This is a genomic window from Roseococcus sp. GW821-FHT12F05, from assembly GCF_058806835.1.
This window is the reverse complement of sequence record NZ_JBXAQB010000015.1, coordinates 172,169-189,552: the sequence shown is the minus strand read 5'-3', so window position 1 is coordinate 189,552 and position 17,384 is coordinate 172,169. Positions and strand designations below refer to the sequence as shown.

Annotated in this window: 12 protein-coding genes; 7 read left to right on the top strand and 5 right to left on the bottom strand. The window is 69.3% G+C overall.

Features of this window, described 5'->3' with window-relative positions; genetic code table 11:
• Nucleotides 1–821 precede the first annotated feature (821 nt).
• On the bottom strand, nt 822–1,190 hold the full coding sequence (locus AC1ROY_RS27635; RefSeq protein WP_493152146.1) for a DUF2493 domain-containing protein: 369 nt from the start codon (nt 1,188–1,190) through the stop codon (nt 822–824).
• Between the two features lie 277 nt (nt 1,191–1,467).
• Between AC1ROY_RS27635 and AC1ROY_RS27630 the strand changes: the two genes are divergently transcribed.
• Complete coding sequence (locus AC1ROY_RS27630) at nt 1,468–1,668, top strand: hypothetical protein (protein ID WP_493152145.1); 201 nt, start codon at nt 1,468–1,470, stop codon at nt 1,666–1,668.
• A 272-nt stretch (nt 1,669–1,940) separates the two neighbouring features.
• On the opposite strand, the gene AC1ROY_RS27625 is transcribed toward AC1ROY_RS27630, so the two are convergent.
• Together AC1ROY_RS27625 and AC1ROY_RS27620 are read right to left on the bottom strand one after the other, a co-directional pair.
• Nucleotides 1,941–2,168: a hypothetical protein gene (locus AC1ROY_RS27625; RefSeq protein ID WP_493152144.1), complete on the bottom strand. Its 228-nt coding sequence runs from the start codon at nt 2,166–2,168 to the stop codon at nt 1,941–1,943.
• An 858-nt stretch (nt 2,169–3,026) separates the two neighbouring features.
• Complete coding sequence (locus AC1ROY_RS27620; RefSeq protein ID WP_493152143.1) at nt 3,027–4,361, bottom strand: tyrosine-type recombinase/integrase; 1,335 nt, start codon at nt 4,359–4,361, stop codon at nt 3,027–3,029.
• A 163-nt stretch (nt 4,362–4,524) separates the two neighbouring features.
• On the opposite strand from AC1ROY_RS27620, the gene AC1ROY_RS27615 reads away from it, so the two are divergent.
• The 3 genes from AC1ROY_RS27615 to AC1ROY_RS27605 all read left to right on the top strand — a co-directional run bounded on the left by AC1ROY_RS27615 (nt 4,525) and on the right by AC1ROY_RS27605 (nt 10,485).
• Entirely contained in the window at nt 4,525–8,439 is a 3,915-nt protein-coding gene (locus AC1ROY_RS27615; protein ID WP_493152142.1) for an FkbM family methyltransferase, read from the top strand.
• A gap of 245 nt (nt 8,440–8,684) precedes the next feature.
• The gene (locus tag AC1ROY_RS27610; RefSeq protein ID WP_493152141.1) at nt 8,685–9,716 is read left to right on the top strand and encodes a GHMP family kinase ATP-binding protein; all 1,032 of its coding nucleotides are present in this window, start codon (nt 8,685–8,687) and stop codon (nt 9,714–9,716) included.
• 37 nt (nt 9,717–9,753) lie between these two features.
• Complete coding sequence (locus AC1ROY_RS27605; RefSeq protein WP_493152140.1) at nt 9,754–10,485, top strand: class I SAM-dependent methyltransferase; 732 nt, start codon at nt 9,754–9,756, stop codon at nt 10,483–10,485.
• A 3-nt stretch (nt 10,486–10,488) separates the two neighbouring features.
• Here AC1ROY_RS27605 and AC1ROY_RS27600 read toward each other — a convergent pair whose 3' ends face one another.
• A complete protein-coding gene (locus tag AC1ROY_RS27600; RefSeq protein ID WP_493152139.1) occupies nt 10,489–11,751 on the bottom strand; it encodes a DNA polymerase IV in 1,263 nt (420 codons plus the stop codon).
• Nucleotides 11,752–11,875: 124 nt separating this feature from the next.
• Between AC1ROY_RS27600 and AC1ROY_RS27595 the strand changes: the two genes are divergently transcribed.
• Complete coding sequence (locus tag AC1ROY_RS27595; RefSeq protein WP_493152138.1) at nt 11,876–13,444, top strand: ABC transporter substrate-binding protein; 1,569 nt, start codon at nt 11,876–11,878, stop codon at nt 13,442–13,444.
• A gap of 3 nt (nt 13,445–13,447) precedes the next feature.
• On the opposite strand, the gene AC1ROY_RS27590 is transcribed toward AC1ROY_RS27595, so the two are convergent.
• A complete protein-coding gene (locus AC1ROY_RS27590) occupies nt 13,448–15,040 on the bottom strand; it encodes an ABC transporter substrate-binding protein (RefSeq protein WP_493152137.1) in 1,593 nt (530 codons plus the stop codon).
• Between the two features lie 216 nt (nt 15,041–15,256).
• On the opposite strand from AC1ROY_RS27590, the gene AC1ROY_RS27585 reads away from it, so the two are divergent.
• Both AC1ROY_RS27585 and AC1ROY_RS27580 read left to right on the top strand, forming a co-directional pair.
• On the top strand, nt 15,257–16,045 hold the full coding sequence (locus AC1ROY_RS27585) for an IclR family transcriptional regulator (protein ID WP_493152136.1): 789 nt from the start codon (nt 15,257–15,259) through the stop codon (nt 16,043–16,045).
• A gap of 23 nt (nt 16,046–16,068) precedes the next feature.
• Complete coding sequence (locus AC1ROY_RS27580) at nt 16,069–17,361, top strand: LLM class flavin-dependent oxidoreductase (RefSeq protein WP_493152135.1); 1,293 nt, start codon at nt 16,069–16,071, stop codon at nt 17,359–17,361.
• Nucleotides 17,362–17,384 lie beyond the last annotated feature (23 nt).

The following is a 17,384-nucleotide window of genomic DNA, read 5'->3' as shown; positions in this document are numbered from 1 at the left end:
CGAAGTCCCCTCGCTCCAAGCTGACCCAGCACACTCAACACACCCGCCGGAAGAAGGGCCTCGGCACCGCGCTTACGATCTAGCAGCTCGCGCGCTCGAAGCTTTGCGGCAGGACTCTCAATGCCCCAGGCAATGAGCCTGCGAAGTTCGTCTGAGTCCCGCGCGTGGTCGCGCTCGGCTACCATGGTCGGAGATTCCATGTCGGTGTTTCTCGCGGACTGCATCCGGCCAGTCGAAACGGCCACGGAGCTTGAACACTTGGCGCGGCAGCCTGTTGCTCAGAGGCGATTAAGCGGACCCCGGCGTGGCCTTAGCGAGGATCCCTGGGGACAAGGTAGAGCCAGCGCGGCAGTGTCAGCCGATCCGTTCCACTCACCCTGCCTGATACGGCCGATCCCCATCGCTCGCGCGAACGGGCTCACTGCCGGCATGACGAAGATCAGTTGGCGACAAATGCCATGCATCAGGGCGCGAGCCACTTGAACGCCAAGATGCCAAGGCCCAGCAGCGCCAGCGAAGTCGCGGCTAGGCGCAGATAGGGCGCCATCATGGCTTCTTCGCGGGGCGCAGGCAGATCAGAGCAGTGCCCACGCCACCAGCGCCCAGAACACGATCATCGGCAGGATGAGGCCGGCGCCGATCCAGGTGAGGACGAACCGGCGGACGGAGTGTGAGGCGCGCGTCGGCATCAGGGCTTCCATGAGCGGTCCCGCCCATTCTGCCGCCCGGCGGTCATCAAATGTTAGGAGGACGGCATGTTCGAAGAAAGACGACCCTCGGGGCGACTTAGGCGCCGAGGGGATACTGCTGACCGATGCGGTCTACTGAACCTCGGCTCCGATTGGCTCCCACACCGGCACGCCCTGAGCTCGTAGTAGCCCTGCCATGTTGGCTGTGTCCCTTCCGCCCGGGAAAGCGATCGCTGCGTCCGGCTGGCCCTCGCGCAGCATCTGCTCGTTTCGGATCGGCCCGGCGGCGAGGCCGTAACGCTTCCAGTTCGCTGGATAGACAACCACTAGGACACCGCGATCGGCGCCCCAACGGCCGCCGAGAGTGTCTGCGCCCGAGGCTCCGCCGTGGATCAGAGTCGTAATAGATCGCCTCGCGTGCACGCGGTCCAGCACGTCATATATCTCCTTGACGTTAGCGAAATCGCGGCCGCCAAAGACAAGGACGCGGAAGCTCGGCATTCTCATCATGATCTGCGATTGACCCTTTTATCGCTCTGGATTGACGTAAACTACAATCCTGACGGGTAAATGGCGGAGCCGTCGAGTCATAAAAAGTGAGATAATCGCGTATATTGCTATTCGATACGCGAGCAGTCCGTGGATATCCAGGCGCCAAGCGACAGCAACATTCTATAGAATGAAATTTACCTCCGGATTTCCTGCAACCGCGGGTTGTCCATTGCGAATTGGGGCAGCAAGATTGTCATGAGTGATCCTTCCCTGGAGGAACCGAGCCTTGCCTGACCCGACGTCGAGAATTCTGGTTCCTGTGATCGCCGAGACTTTGATCAATTTGGAGCATATGGTCCTGATACTGGCTGCTATGCACGAGAACAGGAAAGATCCCGCATCCGTCGAACTGCTGATTATCGAAGCCCTGGGCTATATCGAGCGCAGCAAGCGAACGCTCAACTTGGAAGTGTCCGAGATAGCTTGAGGCGGTTTCGGACGCCAGAACCGCGAGGACAAATCGAGTTTCATCTGCGCGACTACGGCAAGAGCGGGATACCGCGGCCACCGATCGGGCCTGTATAAATCTCAACCTCCGCAGCCCACCGAAACCCTCCGGTCGAGGCCCGCCCAACTTGCCACTGGATTGGCGCGGGAAATCCTCGAAGCGGATGTCCGCCTCGCGCGGCGTGAACGCGCGCCCCGGCGTCTCGCGGCGGACTCGTTCTCACAAGACCGCAACCCGATGCGCCGCTCCGCTCAGTCCTTCCGAACCACATTGCACTCGCGCCAGAGCCAGCCCTGGAATTCCTGGACGGCGATGCCGGCATATGTGGGGCGCCCCGGCCGGTGGTGGAGCAACAGCTCGGGAAGACGCTGGGCCAACTCCTGCGCCGCATCAGGCGACTCTTTGAGTAGGGAGCGGACCGCCAAGTCCAGTACAAGCAAGCGGCCACTGAGTTCGGCGATTTTTAGGTCGGGCGCCACGATTTGTTCTCCCAAGCAAGGTTGTACTCATGCCGCCTTACAGAGTGCATTAGCGCATCTGGGTGAGGCAATAGAGTTCTGGGACTTGGGCTCGTTCACCTCGCCACCGCGTCGGCGGGGTGGGGAGAACGAGGAGCACTACGTCCTCGCAATACCAAGGATTTCCTCCACACGATGGAGGCGATCGCTGATGTCCTTGAGGAGTGCCAACGCTTGCTCGGACGCCCTCTCGCCACTGAGGCCGGCGGGGGTGCTGGCGCTGGTCAGCCCAAGCTGCTGCGCGCGCAATGGCTCAGTTTCCGTGGCCTGCGGCGGATCGACGGGTCGCGGCTGCTGCCGTCGCGCATCCTCTCGCAGTTCGCGCCTGACCCACTCCGGCAGGTCATATGAATCGCCCATCTCGCATCTCCCTGGTGTCGTCGCACCCACCAGTCTGAGCGAGGGCGGCTCCTGCGCGCGAATCCTTCCTTCGCATGGAGCCGCCTGAGATGAGCGTCGGCCTCTTCCCAGAGCAGTCGAATACCGCGCCGCCGCCCGCTGCAGGTGGTAGACTACTTGCGCCAGGGCTATCCGCCCGAAGGGCCGAGCACCACGCACGGCTGATGCCATTGGGCCTCTCATCCAGCCCAGGCAAGGCGGTCAGTCAGCCGCTGCTTGCCCGGCCGGCTCTTTGCGGAGGTTTTGGTGGTTATGGGGGTTTTGGGGAACGTGCGGAAATTCGGAAAACGAGGGTCAGCCTGAGGCCAGACACCTCGTTCCTCGCGGCGGGTGAGCACGAGCCAAGGCGCCTATGATCCCTATGATCCCCTATGCTTTTCCGGCCGGGCCCGACGCGTGCATCTGTGTGAGCGTGCGATCCTAAACCGCCGACCTCTTTGCCCGCTCGGATGCCAGGTCTGTGACCTCTGCTGTTTGCCCCATGCACCACCGTGCCCATGCCTCCATCATCGGTCGGCGCTCTTCCACCAGGGGATCGCGCGCATAGGCGGCTCGCACCTTGTCCTTGTCGCTGTGAGCCAGCGCCTTCTCGCTGAGGTGATCCGCGTAGCCATGAGCCAGCGACCACGCCTTGAAGGTCGCCCGGAAGCCGTGCGGCACCACGGCGCAGCCCTCGTCATCACGCCAGCGGGGGCGCTCGCCTTTCTCCAAACCTTCCAAGCTCATGCTGCGCACCATCATCGAGAGAGCCGTGTCCGATAATGGTCGGCCTTTGCGTCGCCCTGGGAAGACGAGGCTATCTGGTCCATCCGCAAGGGGCTTCATCTCGACCAGCAAATCCAAAGCCGCCAACGAGAGAGGCACTTGATGCAGCCTGCCGCCTTTCATTCTGGCGGCAGGCAAGGCCCAGATCGACGCACTCTCGTTGACCTCGCGCCAGGGCATGCCCCGCATCTCCCCACTCCGGGCGGCGGTCAGGATGGAGAAGCGCAGGGCCAGCGCGGCCATGCTGGAGCGCCCGCGGAGAGCGATCAGGAAGGCGGGAACCTGCTGCCAGGGGAGTGATGGGTAGTTCGCGCCCTTCTCCTTCTCCCGGCGCGCTGCGGCCTTCAGCTTGGTTGGGGCACCCAGCACTTCGGCAAGGTGTCCACGCCACGCTGCGGGATTGGAGCCTCTCGGCCGCAGGGATGTAGCGGCAGCATAGTTCAATACCGCCTCAATGCGTCCGCGCACTCGGGAGGCTGTCTCGGGCGTCTTCGTCCAGATCGGCTGAAGTGCGCGGAGGACATGATCTGTGTCGATCTCAGCCACCGGCACTGGCCCAAAGATCGGAAAGACGTAGGACCTCAGCGTGGTCAGCCATTGTTCGCCGTGCTTGGGATTCTTCCACTCGGATGACTTGGCCCCGTGCAAAGCTATGGCCGCGGTCTGGAAAGAGACCGGAGCAACCTCCGCCTCCGCCTCGTCCCTGTCCCGTGCAGCTTCGGCCTGTTTCGCGGCCAGCGGATCTACACCTGCCTTGAGCAGCGCCCGGGCCTCTCCCGCCCGCTGCCGAGCATCCGCGAGAGATAGCGCGGACGGCCCTCGTGCGGCGCCCAAGCCCATGTCCCTGCGCCGGCCGCGTACCGAGTATCGCAACACCCAGGAGGCAGAGCTAGCGCCCACCACGAGCATCAACCCGCTACCATCGACGTAGCTTCCCGGCTTTGCATTCTTCACCTGCAGGGCTGTAAGGGGCTCAGCTCGCTTCGGCATGGTTCGCTCCGCTGCTATGGAGTTATCCCCACAACGCTCCCCACATCATAGCGATGTCTTGGAACGGGCTCAAGCGAACGTCCACGGTCAAGCAATGAGGCAAAACGAGAAGAAGCGGCGAATAGGCGCATTCTCATACTGGCAGTTCGGCCGCAGGCGGATGTTGAAGAACTGGACACTGGCAGAGGCGCTCTCCGCCGGCGAGCGGCTGGAATGGGAGATCACGAGCGAGCGCCGCCGGACCGAGAGCGAGCGCCAGCACCGGGTCGAGCAGCTCAAGCAGCACCGCGCCGCCCTGGAGGCCCTGCGGGAGCAGATCGCCTCCCGCGACGTCGAGCTCGCGGAGGCGATCGCCGCGCGCGACATGGTCGCCAATAGCGGCATCTGGCGGCTGACCGCGCCGCTGCGCCGGCTGGGCAGCGAGCACCCCCGCGTGGCGCGCAACCTGCGGCGCGTCCTGCAGGTGATCTGGTGGACGGCGACGCTGCAGATCGGCCATCGCTTCCTGCTCTGGCGCCGCCACCGGGCCGCCGCCGCGCAGCAGGCCACGGCCGAGTTACCGTCCCTGCCGGAGCCCGCCGCACCGGCCGCCGCGCCACCCCGCACCCCGCTCACCCTGCGCCTCGACTTCGAGGAGATGTACGGCACCGCGCCGATCGGCTTCCCGGCCGTGGCCGACCCCGAGGTCTCGGTCATCATCCCGGCTTATCGCGGCCTGCCCGAGCTGCTGAACTGCCTCCGCTCGCTCGCCGTCCATCGGCGCGGCGAGCCGTCCTTCGAGGTCATCCTGGTGGACGACTGCCCGGCCGAGCCGGTGCTGCCCCTGATCCCGGAGAGCCCCGGCCTGGTCGGCATCGCCAATGCCGAGAACCTCGGCTTCCTGCGCACCTGCAACCGCGGCGCCGAGGCGGCGCGCGGGCGCATTCTCTGCCTGCTGAACAGCGACACCATCGTCCAGGCGGGCTGGCTCCGCACGCTCGTCGAGGCGTTGGACTCGTCTCCCCGCGCCGCACTGGCCGGGAGCATGCTGCTGAACGACGACGGCTCCATCCAGGATGCCGGCTGGCGTATCCTGTCGAACGGCTGGGGGCAGCCCATCGGCCGCGACGGCGATCCGCGCAACGGCGCCTACACCCGCCGGCGCCGCGTGGATTGCGTGACCGGCGCCTGCTTCGCCGTGCCCCGGCGCGTCTGGGACGAACTGGGCGGCCTCGACACCGCCTATGCGCCCGCCTTCTATGAGGAGTTCGACTTCGCCTTCCGCGCAAAGGAGAAGGGGCTGGAGGTCATCTACGAGCCGCGCAGTCGCGTCGTGCACCTCGGCAGCTCCTCCTACGGCGCCGAGCGCCGGGACCAGCTGTCGGGCATCAACCAGCAGACCTTCGCGGCCCGCTTCGCCGAGACGCTCCGCCGCCAGCCGGGCGACCCCTCGGACGAGTTCGCGATCGCCGAGGCCGGCCATCCGCGGCCGGTGATCCTGGTCGTCGACCACGGCGTGCCGCGGCCCGACCGCCATGCCGGCGACGTCACCATGACCTCCTACCTGCAGCTGCTGGTCCAGGCCGGCTGGCGGGTCGTCTTCGGGCCGCGCGACGGCTTGGCCGAAGGCCCCGCCGCCGAGGCTCTGGAGACGCTCGGCATCGAGCTGATCCGCGCGCCCTGGACCATCGAAGGCTGGCTCGCGGAGCACGGGAAACACCTCGACGCGGCCTGGATCAGCCGGCCGGAGATCGCGGCGAAGCTGCTCGGCCCGCTGCGCGCCCACAGCCGGGCCGAGATCGCCTACTACACGCACGACCTGCATTTCCAGCGGATGGAGCGCGAGGCCGCGACGCACGGTGACGCCGCGCTGACGCGTGCCGCCGCGGAGATGCGGGAGAAGGAGCTGGCCGTCCTGCGCGCGGCGGACCGCGTCATGACGCCGAGCGGCGAGGAAGCCGAGGTCATCCGCGGCCTCCTCCCGGAACAGCGGGTCATCGCCATCCCGTCCTACTGCTACGCCGAGGAGGAGCTGCATCCGCGCGACGCCGCCCATTTCGAGCCGCTGCAGGACGTGCTCTTCGTCGGCGGCTTCCCGCACACCCCGAACGTGGACGCGGCTCTGTTCATCGCCCGCGAGGTGATGCCTCTCGTCTGGCGGGAGCGGCCGGAGGCCCGCCTGCTGCTGGTCGGCTACGCCCCGCCGGCCGAGGTCCGCGCCCTGGCCGGGCCGCGCATCCTCGTGACCGGGCAGGTGCCGGAGCTCGATCCCTATTTCGACCGGTCGCGCGTCATGCTCGCGGCTCTGCGCTACGGCGCGGGCGTGAAGGGCAAGGTCGTCGAGGCGCTACGCTTCGGCCTGCCCGTGGTGACCACGCCGGTCGGCGCCGAGGGCATCGGCATCACGCCCGGAGCCGAGGCCCTCGTCGCCGGGGATGCGGCGGGGCTGGCCGCGGGCGTGCTGGCGCTGCTGGGGGATGCGGAACGCTGCGCCTCCCTGTCGCAAGCCGGCGTCGCGCTGATGCGGCACCGCTTCACGCGCAGCGCGGCGCGGGCTGCGCTCAACGAGGTGTTCCGCACGCCGCGCTGCAGCGCCTGCGGCTCGGCGAAGCTGATGGCACCGCCGCTGGACGGCAATTTCCGCGAATCCTTCGTCTGCCAGGGCTGCTATGCGTTGGGCCGCGCCGAGGCGATGGCGCGCGTGCTGGTGCGGCGCTTCGCCCAGGCCGGCGAGAGCTCGCTGCCCGAGCTGATGCGCAGCCGCCCGGAGCTCCGCATCCACGAGCTCGGCTTCGTGGGCGGCATCGCCGACGCGCTCAATGGCTTCCCGAACTACTCCACCTCCGAGTTCTTCCCGGACGTGCCGATCGGCACGCCGGGGCCGCACGGCGTGCGCTGCGAGGACGTGACCCGCCTCACCTATGCCGATGCGAGCTTCGACATGGTCCTCAGCCAGGACGTGATGGAGCATGTCCCCGACCCCGTCCGCGGCTTCGCGGAGACGGCGCGGGTGCTGCGGCCCGGCGGCTCGCATTTCTTCACCATCCCGCAATACCCCGACATGCCGCGCAGCGTGACCCGCGCCCGGCTGGGTGAGCAGGGTGTGGAGCACCTGCTGCCGGCGGAATACCACGGCGATCCCGTGCGGTCGGAGGGCGCGCTGGTCTTCACCGACTACGGCGCCGACCTCCCGGAGCTGATCGCGCAGGCCGGCCTGCTGCTGGTGCAGCACGACGTCCCCGTGCTCGGCGGCACGGCGCGCGAGTCGATCCGCATCTTCGAGGCGGTGAAGCTGCCGCCGCTGCCCGATCTCGACCAGGCGGACGCACGGATGCTGGCCGACCTGCAGGACAGCCAGGAGGCCTACGAGGTGCTGATCCGGCGCCTCTACACCTCCGAGCTGCGGACGGGCGACACGGCGATCGACGGCGGCGCCAATTTCGGCGCGCATACCGGGCCGATGACCGCGCTGGTCGGGCCCACGGGCCGCGTGCACGCCTTCGAGCCGCTGCCCCACGCGGCCGCCCATGTCCGCTCCACGTTGGCCGGCCGGCCGCAGCTCACGCTGCACAATAAGGCGCTCGGCCGCGAGGCCGGCCACGCGACCTTCCACCACGTGGTGAACGACGCGGCGCTCTCGAGCCTGCTCGACCGCGATCTCTCCTTCGCCTATCCGGACCTCGAGATCCAGAAGATCGAAACGGAGCTCGTGCCGCTCGACACGCTGGCCGACGAGCCGGTGCGCTTCATCAAGCTGGACCTGGAGGGCTACGACTTCCTGGCCCTGCGCGGCGCGACGGAGCTGCTGCGCCGGCAGCGCCCCATCGTCGCCTTCGAGTTCGGCGGCAAGGACGCCGCCCTGCCGGCCGGCTACGACGCACCGGAGTTCTTCGCCTATTTCGAGAGTGTGGACTACCGGCTGCTCGACCTGGTCGGCCGCGAGTTCACCACGGCCTTCTTCAACCTGCCCTGGGACCAGCGCGAGGTGCCGCACTACGTGGTCGCGGTGCCGAAGGAGCGGGAGGATGTCGCGCCGAAGCTGCGCGCGCAGGCCTGGTCGATCCTTGTCGGAGCCGGCCGCCGGCCGGCCGGGGCGTGAGCCGCATGCCCGGCGGGCAGCCCCATGCACGGCCTGCGCCGCTCCCGCGGCGCGCTCCCGCCGGGCGCGCGGAGGCCCATGCCGCCGCGTGCCCGGCGCACGGCATCCGCCTTCCCAAACGCGGCATTGCACGTCATAGCTGAACCTTCCCGGTGCCGGGGGGCGAAACGCCCGGCGGAACGCTTCGACAGGAGGCGCCGCATCCGAACGGCGCCCGATCCCATCCGCGGAGGACGACGCCTGCCATGATCATCCGTGCCCGAGCTCCGCTGCGCCTCGGCCTGGCCGGCGGCGGCACCGACGTCTCGCCCTACACCGACCTGCATGGCGGTGCCGTGATGAACGTCACCATCGACCGCTACGCCTATGCCATGGTGGAGCCGCTGACGGGCGACGAGATCGTCGTCGAGAGCGTGGACCTGAAGCGCCGCCGCGCCTATCCGGTGGCCGCGCGGCTGCCGCTGGACGGCGAGCTCGACATCGCCAAGGCGGTCTACAACCGCATCATCGCCGACTACGGGCACGGCAAGGGTCAGGCGGTGCGCATCAGCACCTTCTCGGAGGCGCCGGCCGGCTCCGGCCTCGGCTCCTCCTCGGCGATCGTGGTGGCGCTGGTGCAGGCCTTCACCGAATGGCTGGCGCTGCCGCTCGGCGAATACGACGTGGCGCACCTGGCCTATGTCATCGAGCGGCAGGACATCGGCCTGCATGGTGGGCGGCAGGACCAGTACGCCGCGGCCTTCGGCGGCTTCAACTTCATGGAGTTCTACGCGAACGACCGCGTCATCGTGAATCCGCTGAAGATCAAGCAGGAGGTCGCGAACGAGCTCGCCTCGCGCACCATGCTCTGCTTCACCGGCGTCTCGCGCGAGAGCGCCACGATCATCGCGCAGCAGAGCGACAACGTCCGCGCCGGCGCCACGAAATCCATCGACGCGATGCACGCGCTGAAGGCCTCCGCGCTCACCATGAAGGAGGCGCTGCTGCGCGGCGACTTCGAGCTGCTGGCCGAGACGCTGCGCGAGGGCTGGCTGCAGAAGCGCGCCATGGCGAGCGGCATCAGCAACGCCCGCATCGAGGAGGTGCAGGCGGCGGCGATGCAGGCCGGCGCCTATGCCGGCAAGGTCTCGGGCGCGGGCGGCGGCGGCTTCATGATGCTGCTGGTGCCGCTGGAGAGCCGGCTCGGCCTGATCGGCACGCTGGAGGCCATGGGCTGCCGCGTGGAGGGCTGCTTCTTCACGCAGGAAGGGGCTACGGCCTGGCGCGTGCGATCCTGATATCCCCTTCCCAGTCCGGCCAGGAGCCCGACCGCCCATGAGCGAGCTACCCGACTGGACCACCGCCCTGATCACGCAGAAGGAGCGGCTGAAGATCGGCGACGGGGAGCTGGAGCAGCTCTTCTGGCAGTTCTATCCGCGCTACCGCTTCCTCAAGACCCTGCCCATGAACGCCTCGCTGCTCGACATCGGCGCGGGCTCGGGCGGGCTGTCCTTCTGGTCGGAATGGGGCCACCCGCGCCGCAAGGACATCCGCTTCTTCGGCGTCGACCTGCAGCGTGGGCAGCATGCCGGCCGCTACGCCGACTGGCGCGTGGCGAACCTGGACGAGGGGCTGCCCGATTTCGGCCATCCCTTCCAGGGCTTCCTCGCCTCGCACCTCATCGAGCACGTCGCGAGCCCGGCCGGGCTGGTCGAGGCGATGCGCCGGCAGGCCGCGCCCGGGGCGCGCATCTACCTGGAATGGCCGCATCCGCGCAGCGCGGGCTTCCCGAAGGCGGCCGATCTCGGCGCGCAGGGCTTCGTCATGCAGACCTTCAATTTCTTCGACGACTTCACGCATCTGCGCACGCCGGAGCGGCGCGAGGTCGAGGACCTGCTTTCCGCCAGCGGCTTCCACATCGTCGAAAGCGGCGAGGTCACGCTCGGCCCGGTGGCCGAGGAATACATGGCGCGCGGCAGGCGCAGGAACGACATGGTCTGGCGCCAGATGGGCCTCTGGGCTGCGACCGGCTGGTGCAACTACGTGATCGGGCAATTGCCGGAGTAGCCCTCACCGCTTCCGCCCGCCCAGCGCCCGGCCCGCCACCACGCTCCCGGCCCCGAATTTCTCCCGGAGCGCCTCCACCGCGCGCCACCTGGCCGCGCGCTTCGGCGCATTCGGATCGGCGAGGTCGCCCCGGTCCGCATCGGCCGCCTCCGCCAGCGGCGCAGCGCCCAGACCCAGCAGCCGGTAGCGCGTGCCGTCCGCCGCCCTGGCCAGCAGCGGCCGTGCGGCCTCGAACATCGTCTCGGGGAGCAGCGTCGGCGCCGGCATCCGCGCGCTGCGCGTGATCGTCTCGAAGCCGGCCGTCTTCAGCTTCAGCACCACGCCGCCCGCCGCCAGCTCCTTCGCCGCCAGCCGCTTGGCCAGCCGCTCGCAGATGCGCCAGAGCACGGCCTCCAGTTCGGCGAGGCCGGCCAGGTCCTCGTCGAAGGTGGTCTCGGCGCTGACGCTCTTGGTCTCGCGATCGGGGCTGACAGACCGGCTGTCCTCGCCCCGGGCACGGGCCGCAAGCGACGGCCCCTCCGCGCCCAGCCGCGCCATCGCCGCCCGGTCGTCCAGGGCCGCGAGCTGGCCGAGCCGGGTGATCCCCGCCGCCTCCAGCCGCCGCGCCGCGGCCGGGCCGATCCCTGGCAGCAGGCCGACCCGCTGCGGCGCCAGCCATCCGGCGGCCTCGTTGCGCCCGATCACCGCGAAGCCGCGCGGCTTGTCGCGCTCGGCCGCCAGCTTCGCCATCAGCCGGTTGCCCGCGAGGCCGATGGAGACCGTCACCCCCACCTCCTGCTCCACCCGCTTCGCGAAGCGCGCCAGCACGGCCGCCGGCGGCGCGCGGTGCAGCCGCTCGGTTCCCGCGAGATCCAGCACCGCCTCGTCAATGGAGAGCGGCGCCACCAGCGGCGTCAGCGCCTCCATCATCGCGCGGATGCGGCGGCCCTCGGCCACGTATTTGGCCATATCCGGCTTGATCACCACCGCGTCGGGGCAGGCCGCCAGCGCCTTGAACATCGGCATCGCGCTGTGGATGCCATAGCCGCGCGCGACATAGCAGGCCGCCGAGACCACGCCGCGCTTCGCGCCGCCGACCAGGACCGGCTTGCTCGCCAGCTCCGGGCGGTCCCGCTTCTCGACGCTCGCGTAGAAGGCGTCGCAATCCACATGCGCGATGGTCAGCGCAAACAATTCGGCATGACAGAGCAGCCGGCGGCCACCGCAATGACGGCAGGCAGGCTCGGGGCCAGGATCCCGAAAACAGTCGCGGCAGAGCGCGTCCATGACGTCAGCATGAACCCGGGGCGAGCATCGCGGAAGGCTCCGCCCTCCCGCGTTCTCTCCGCTTCGCGGCCAACCCCGCCAGGGAACCAGTTCCCTGGACTCTGATTCCTTATAAGCTTCGCCCATGCACCGACGCTCGCTCCTCGCCCTCCCCGCCGCATCAGCGGCCCCTGCCCTCGCTCAGGGCGTCCGCCCCCTGAAATTCGTGCCCAATTCGGACCTCACCGTGCTGGACCCGATCTTCACCGCCGGCTTCGTCCAGCGCCTGCACGCGCTCATGGTCTTCGACACGCTCTACGGCCAGGACGAGAACTTCCAGGTCCAGCCCCAGATGGTCGCCGGCCACGTCGTCGAGAACGACGGGAAGCTCTGGCGCCTCACCCTCCGCGACGGCCTGCGCTTCCACGACGACACGCCCGTCCTCGCCCGCGACGTGGTCGCGAGCCTGCGCCGCTGGGGCAGCGTCGATCCCTTCGGCCAGGCGCTGATGGCCCAGACGGACGAGCTCTCGGCCGCCTCCGACACCGAGGTCCGCTTCCGCCTCAAGGCGCCCTTCCCGCTCCTGCCCGCGGCTCTCGGCAAGAGCACCGCCTTCCTCCCCGTCATCATGCCCGAGCGGCTCGCGAGCACGCCCGCCAACCGGCAGGTCACGGAGATGGTCGGCAGCGGGCCCTTCCGCTATCTCGCGGCCGAGCGCGTGGACGGCGTGCGCAGCGTCTGGGAGCGCTTCTCCGGCTACGTGCCGCGCCCCGACGGCACGCCCTCCTTCATGGCCGGCCCGAAGATCGCGCACCTGCCGCGCGTGGAATGGGTCACCATCCGCGACGACGCCACCGCCGCCGCCGCGCTTCGACAGGGCGAGGTGGACTGGTGGGAGCGCCCGCAGACCGACTACCTCGCCACCCTGCGCCGCCAGCGCGACATCACCGTCGAGGTGATCGACCGCACCGGCTTCATGACCATCATCCGCTTCAACCAGCTCTACCCGCCCTTCGATAATCCGGGCGTGCGGCGCGCGCTGCTGGGCGTGATCAGCCAGACCGACCTGATGGCCTCGGTCTCCGGCGGGGACCCGTCGCTGGCGGATGACCGCCTCGGCGTCTTCTGCCCGGAATCGCCCATGGCCAACGATGCGGGGATGGGCGTGCTGACCGGCCCGCGTGAACTCGGCAAGGCCCGGCGCGAGCTGGAGGCGGCGGGCTACAAGGGCGAGCCGGTGGTCTTCCTCACGCCCACCAACAACCAGGCGATGAACGGCCTGGCCGAGATCGCGGCGGATTCCCTGAAGCGGGCCGGCATGAACGTGAACCTCACCCCGGTCGATTTCAGCTCGTGGCTCGCCCGCCGCAACAACCGCGAGCCGCCCGAGCGCGGCGGCTGGAGCGCCACCGCCAGCTTCCTGCCCGGGACGGACATGTGGGACCCGGCGGGCCATCTCGCGATCCGCGGCAACGGCCCGCGCGCCTGGTCCGGCTGGCCCAACGCACCGAAGCTGGAGGAGCTCCGCGACGCGTGGTTCGCCGCGCCCGACGAAGCCGCCCAGAAGGCGATCTGCCGGCAGATCCAGGAACAGGTCTGGATCGACGTGCCCTACATTCCCGGCGGCCGCTGGTGGCAGCCGACCGCCTATCGCCGCAACGTGAGCGGCGTGCCGCGGGGCGCGCCGCTCTTCTACAACGTCCGGATGGGCTGAGGCTCAGCCCTTCCGCCGCAGGTTCCACATCACCGGCAGGCCGATCGGCAGCACGCCTTCCAGCTCCGTCCGATAGGCCGCCGGCACCGCGAACTGGCCGGTGAAGAGCATGGTCGCCTCCTCGTGCACCAGGGCCTGCATGCGGTCGGCCAGCTCCTTGCGCCGGGCGGGGTCGGACTCGGCCTCGAAGCGTTCGAGCAGCGGCTGCATCTCCGGGATGCAGTACCAGCCCGGATAGCTCGTCGAGCAGCTGTAGGCCGTGCCGTAGTTGGAGAGCGGGTTCAGCAGGTCATAGCCCGTCCAGACCACGGGGACGAGGCTCCAGCCGCCCTGCTCCACCGGGTCCTGCTTGAGGCGTCGCTGGGTGATGGTGGCGTAGTCGTAGGTCTGCAGGTCCACGTTGAAGCCGGCCTGCTTCAGCCGGTCGGCCAGCACCAGCGTCATCGGGCTGATCAGCGCGGAATCGCCGCTGTGCAGCAGCGCCACGCGCTGGTTCTTCATGCCGGACTGCTCCAGCAGCACCCGCGCCCGCGCCATGCCGCCCTCACGCCAGGGCCGGGTGCCGGCCTCGGAGGCATAGGGCCCGCCGCACATGAAGATGCTGCCGCAGAAGGGCATCGCCATGTCCGAGGGCAGCCCGAGCGCGGCCAGGATCTCCTCCTGGTCCACCGCGGCCTGGAGCGCCTGGCGTGCCAACCGGTTGTTGAAGGGCGGCTGCAGCGTGTTGACCTGCACGCCGCCCATCACCTGCGCGATCGGCGGCGGCGCGGCCATGGCGATGGAGCGCTCCCGCCGCAGCCGCGCGATGTAGTCGATCGGCACCAGCTCCAGGTAGTCCACCTCGCCCGTCTGCAGCGCCGCCACGCGGGTCGCGAGGTCGGGCATGGAGACGATCTCGATCACCTCGGCGCGCGGCACCTTGCCGCCGGCGAGGCCGTCCGCCGGCTCGTCGCGCGGCACGTAGTGGGGATTGCGGCGCAGGACGGCGCGCTCGCCCGGCCGCCATTCGGCGCGATTGAAGGTGAAGGGACCGGAGCCGACGATCTCCGCCACCTGCCGGCTGGCGGGCGTGGCCGCGAGGCGCGCCGGCATCATGAAGGGGACATAGGCGGCCGGCTTGCCCAGCGCCTCGATCACCCAGCCGAAGGGGCGCGACAGCTCCAGCGTGAAGCGGCGGTCGTCCTCGGCGCGCAGCTCCTTGGTGGCGGCGAAGAGCCGGCGGCCGAAGCCGTCATTCGAGCCCCAGCGGCGCAGGCTGGCCACGCAGTCCTCGGCGGTGACGGGGGTGCCGTCGTGCCAGGCGAGGCCGGGACGCAGGGTGAAGCCCCAACGCATCCCGTCCTCGCTGCGGGTCCAGCTTTCCAGCATCTGCGGGCGGTAGCGGCCCTGGCTATCCATCGAGACCAGCGTGTCGAAGACCATGTAGCCGAAGGCGCGGGTCGGATTGGTGTTGCCGAAATGCGGATCGAGGATCTGGAGCTCGACGCTCAGCACCAGCCGCACCGGCCGGTCGCGGCCCTGCGCCATCACCGCCCCGGAGACGAGGGCTGGCGCGCCGAGCAGAAGGGGGCGCCGCCCCAGGGAAAGGCCGCTCATCGGCGAGCCTCGTGCGATCGGTGCTGGAACATGCGGAACCCTCTCCCCGCGCGGCAGGCGCGGGCTGCTCGAAAATGGGTCGGGACTGGCGGTGCCAGCCTTTTCGGCCTGGCTTTTGGTCACTCGAAGAAAAATCGTATCTCTAGAAGATACTTTCATATCGAAATAATGGTAGACGGGAGCGCATTTGCCCGTCAACCTATCGCCGTGAGATCGATGACACTTGCCGAACGACCCGAGGCTGGCGAGCCGGAGCGGCGCGATCCCCTCTTCATCGAGGCGGTCGCCCGCGCCTTCCGCGTGCTGGAGACCTTCTCCACCTCGCCCCACCCCGCCTCGCTGCGCGAGATCGCCAAGGCCGCCGGCATCGACAAGAGCGGCGTGCAGCGGCTGGCGCACACGCTCGTGCAGCTCGGCTATCTCGAGACCGCGCGCGGCGGGCTGCTGCCGGGCCGGCGCCTGCTGGAGCGCTCCTTCGACTACCTGCGCAGCCACAAGCTGATCGAGCGCGCCACGCCCGTGCTGGTCGAGGTGCGCCGCACGGCGCAGGAGCGCGTGGACCTCAGCCTCTTCGACGACCTCACCATGCTCTACGCCATCCGCCTGCAGGCGAAGCGCGAGACCTTCTTCACCAATCTGGTGGGCCGCCGCATCCCGACCTTCTGTTCCTCCGGCGGGCAGGCGGCGATGTCGCGGCTGGACGAGGACCGCGTGCGCGACATCCTCGCCCGCTCGCCCATGGACAAGCCCACGCCGCAGACCACGACGGACCACGCGACCATCCTCGAGCGCGTCCGCCTCGCGCGCGCGGAGGGCTATGCGCTCGTCGCCAACGAGCTGCTGGCCGGCGTCGTCTCGGTCGCGGCGCCGGTCCTGAACGCCCAGGGCGAGCCCATCGCCGCCGTGCACATCGCCGGCCAGGTCGGCGAATGGCCGCCCGAGGAGTTCGGCCGCCGCTTCGGCCCCCTCGCCGCCGAGGCCGCGCAGGCGCTGCACGACGGCTGATCCTTCCACCGAAAGAGCAAGTCATGACCCCAGCAGCACGCCGGATGCACCTTGGCGTCTTCGTCCTTGGCACGGGCAACCACGTCGCGGGCTGGCGCTACCCCGGCGCCTTCGACAGCTTCCAGAGCCTGCCCGTGATCCAGCAGATCGCCCGCACGGCCGAGCGCGGTCTCTTCGACCTGCTCTTCCTCGGCGACAACCTCAGCTTCGATGCGGGCGCGCATCCCTCCTTCGCCGCGCGCTTCGAGCCGATCACCATGCTGTCGGCACTGGCCGCGACGACCACGCATCTCGGCCTCGGCGCCACCGCCTCCACCACCTATGGCGAGCCCTACACCGTCGCGCGCGCCTATGCCTCGCTGGACCATCTGAGCGGCGGGCGTGCGGCCTGGAATGCCGTGACCAGCTCCGGCCCCGCCACCGGGAAGAACTTCGGCCGGCAGCACCCGCCGCATGCCGAGCGCTACGCCGTCGCGGAGGAGTTCGTGGACGTGGTGCGCGGCCTCTGGGACTGCTGGGAGGACGACGCGATCGTGAAGGACCGCGTGACGGGCCGCTACATCGACGCCGCGAAGGTCCACAAGCTGAACCACCGGGGGCACTACTTCCAGGTGGAAGGGCCGCTCAACATCGGGCGCTGCCCGCAGGGACGGCCCATCATCCTGCAGGCGGGCTCCTCGGAGCCCGGGATGAAGCTCGCGGCGCGCACGGCCGACGTGGTCTTCTCCGTGGTGCAGGACCTGGAGGAGGCCCGGAAGGGCTATGCGGCGCTGAAGGCGAAGCTGCCAGATTACGGCCGCGCGCCGGAGGAGCTGTCGGTGCTGCCGGGCGTGATGCCCGTGATCGGCGCCACGCGGCAGGAGGCGCGCGACAGGCTCGACCTGCTGCAGGGCTTCGTGAGCGACACCAGCTCGATGGCGATGCTGTCCAACCGCATGGGGACGGACATGTCGGTCTACCCGCTCGATGGCCCGGTGCCGGACCTGCCGCTGCCGGAGACCTCGCACGGCTTCGCGCGCGCCATGCTGGCCAAGGCGCACCGCGAGAAGATGACCCTGCGTGACCTCTACAACCTCACTGCCGCGGCGCGCGGGCACTGGGTGATCTGCGGCACGCCGGCCGACATCGCGGACACGCTGGAAGAGTGGTTTTCGACGGGCGCGGCGGACGGGTTCAACATCCTGCCGCCCTATTTCCCCGGCGGCTTCGACGACTTCGTGGACCTCGTGGTGCCGGAGCTGCAGCGCCGCGGCCTGTACCGGACGGAATATGCGGGGACGACGCTGCGCGAGCATCTCGGGCTCAGGCGCCCGTGACCGCGGGTCCAGGGGCCCCTGGC

What these genes read in the sequence shown, in the direction of transcription:
- AC1ROY_RS27600 (WP_493152139.1), bottom strand. Translation starts at nt 11,751, where the DNA reads ATGGACGCGCTCTGCCGCGACTGTTTTCGGGATCCTGGCCCCGAGCCT.
- AC1ROY_RS27620 (WP_493152143.1), bottom strand. Translation starts at nt 4,361, where the DNA reads ATGCCGAAGCGAGCTGAGCCCCTTACAGCCCTGCAGGTGAAGAATGCA.
- AC1ROY_RS27635 (WP_493152146.1), bottom strand. Translation starts at nt 1,190, where the DNA reads ATGCCGAGCTTCCGCGTCCTTGTCTTTGGCGGCCGCGATTTCGCTAAC.
- AC1ROY_RS27595 (WP_493152138.1), top strand. Translation starts at nt 11,876, where the DNA reads ATGCACCGACGCTCGCTCCTCGCCCTCCCCGCCGCATCAGCGGCCCCT.
- AC1ROY_RS27605 (WP_493152140.1), top strand. Translation starts at nt 9,754, where the DNA reads ATGAGCGAGCTACCCGACTGGACCACCGCCCTGATCACGCAGAAGGAG.
- AC1ROY_RS27610 (WP_493152141.1), top strand. Translation starts at nt 8,685, where the DNA reads ATGATCATCCGTGCCCGAGCTCCGCTGCGCCTCGGCCTGGCCGGCGGC.
- AC1ROY_RS27580 (WP_493152135.1), top strand. Translation starts at nt 16,069, where the DNA reads ATGACCCCAGCAGCACGCCGGATGCACCTTGGCGTCTTCGTCCTTGGC.
- AC1ROY_RS27590 (WP_493152137.1), bottom strand. Translation starts at nt 15,040, where the DNA reads ATGAGCGGCCTTTCCCTGGGGCGGCGCCCCCTTCTGCTCGGCGCGCCA.
- AC1ROY_RS27585 (WP_493152136.1), top strand. Translation starts at nt 15,257, where the DNA reads ATGACACTTGCCGAACGACCCGAGGCTGGCGAGCCGGAGCGGCGCGAT.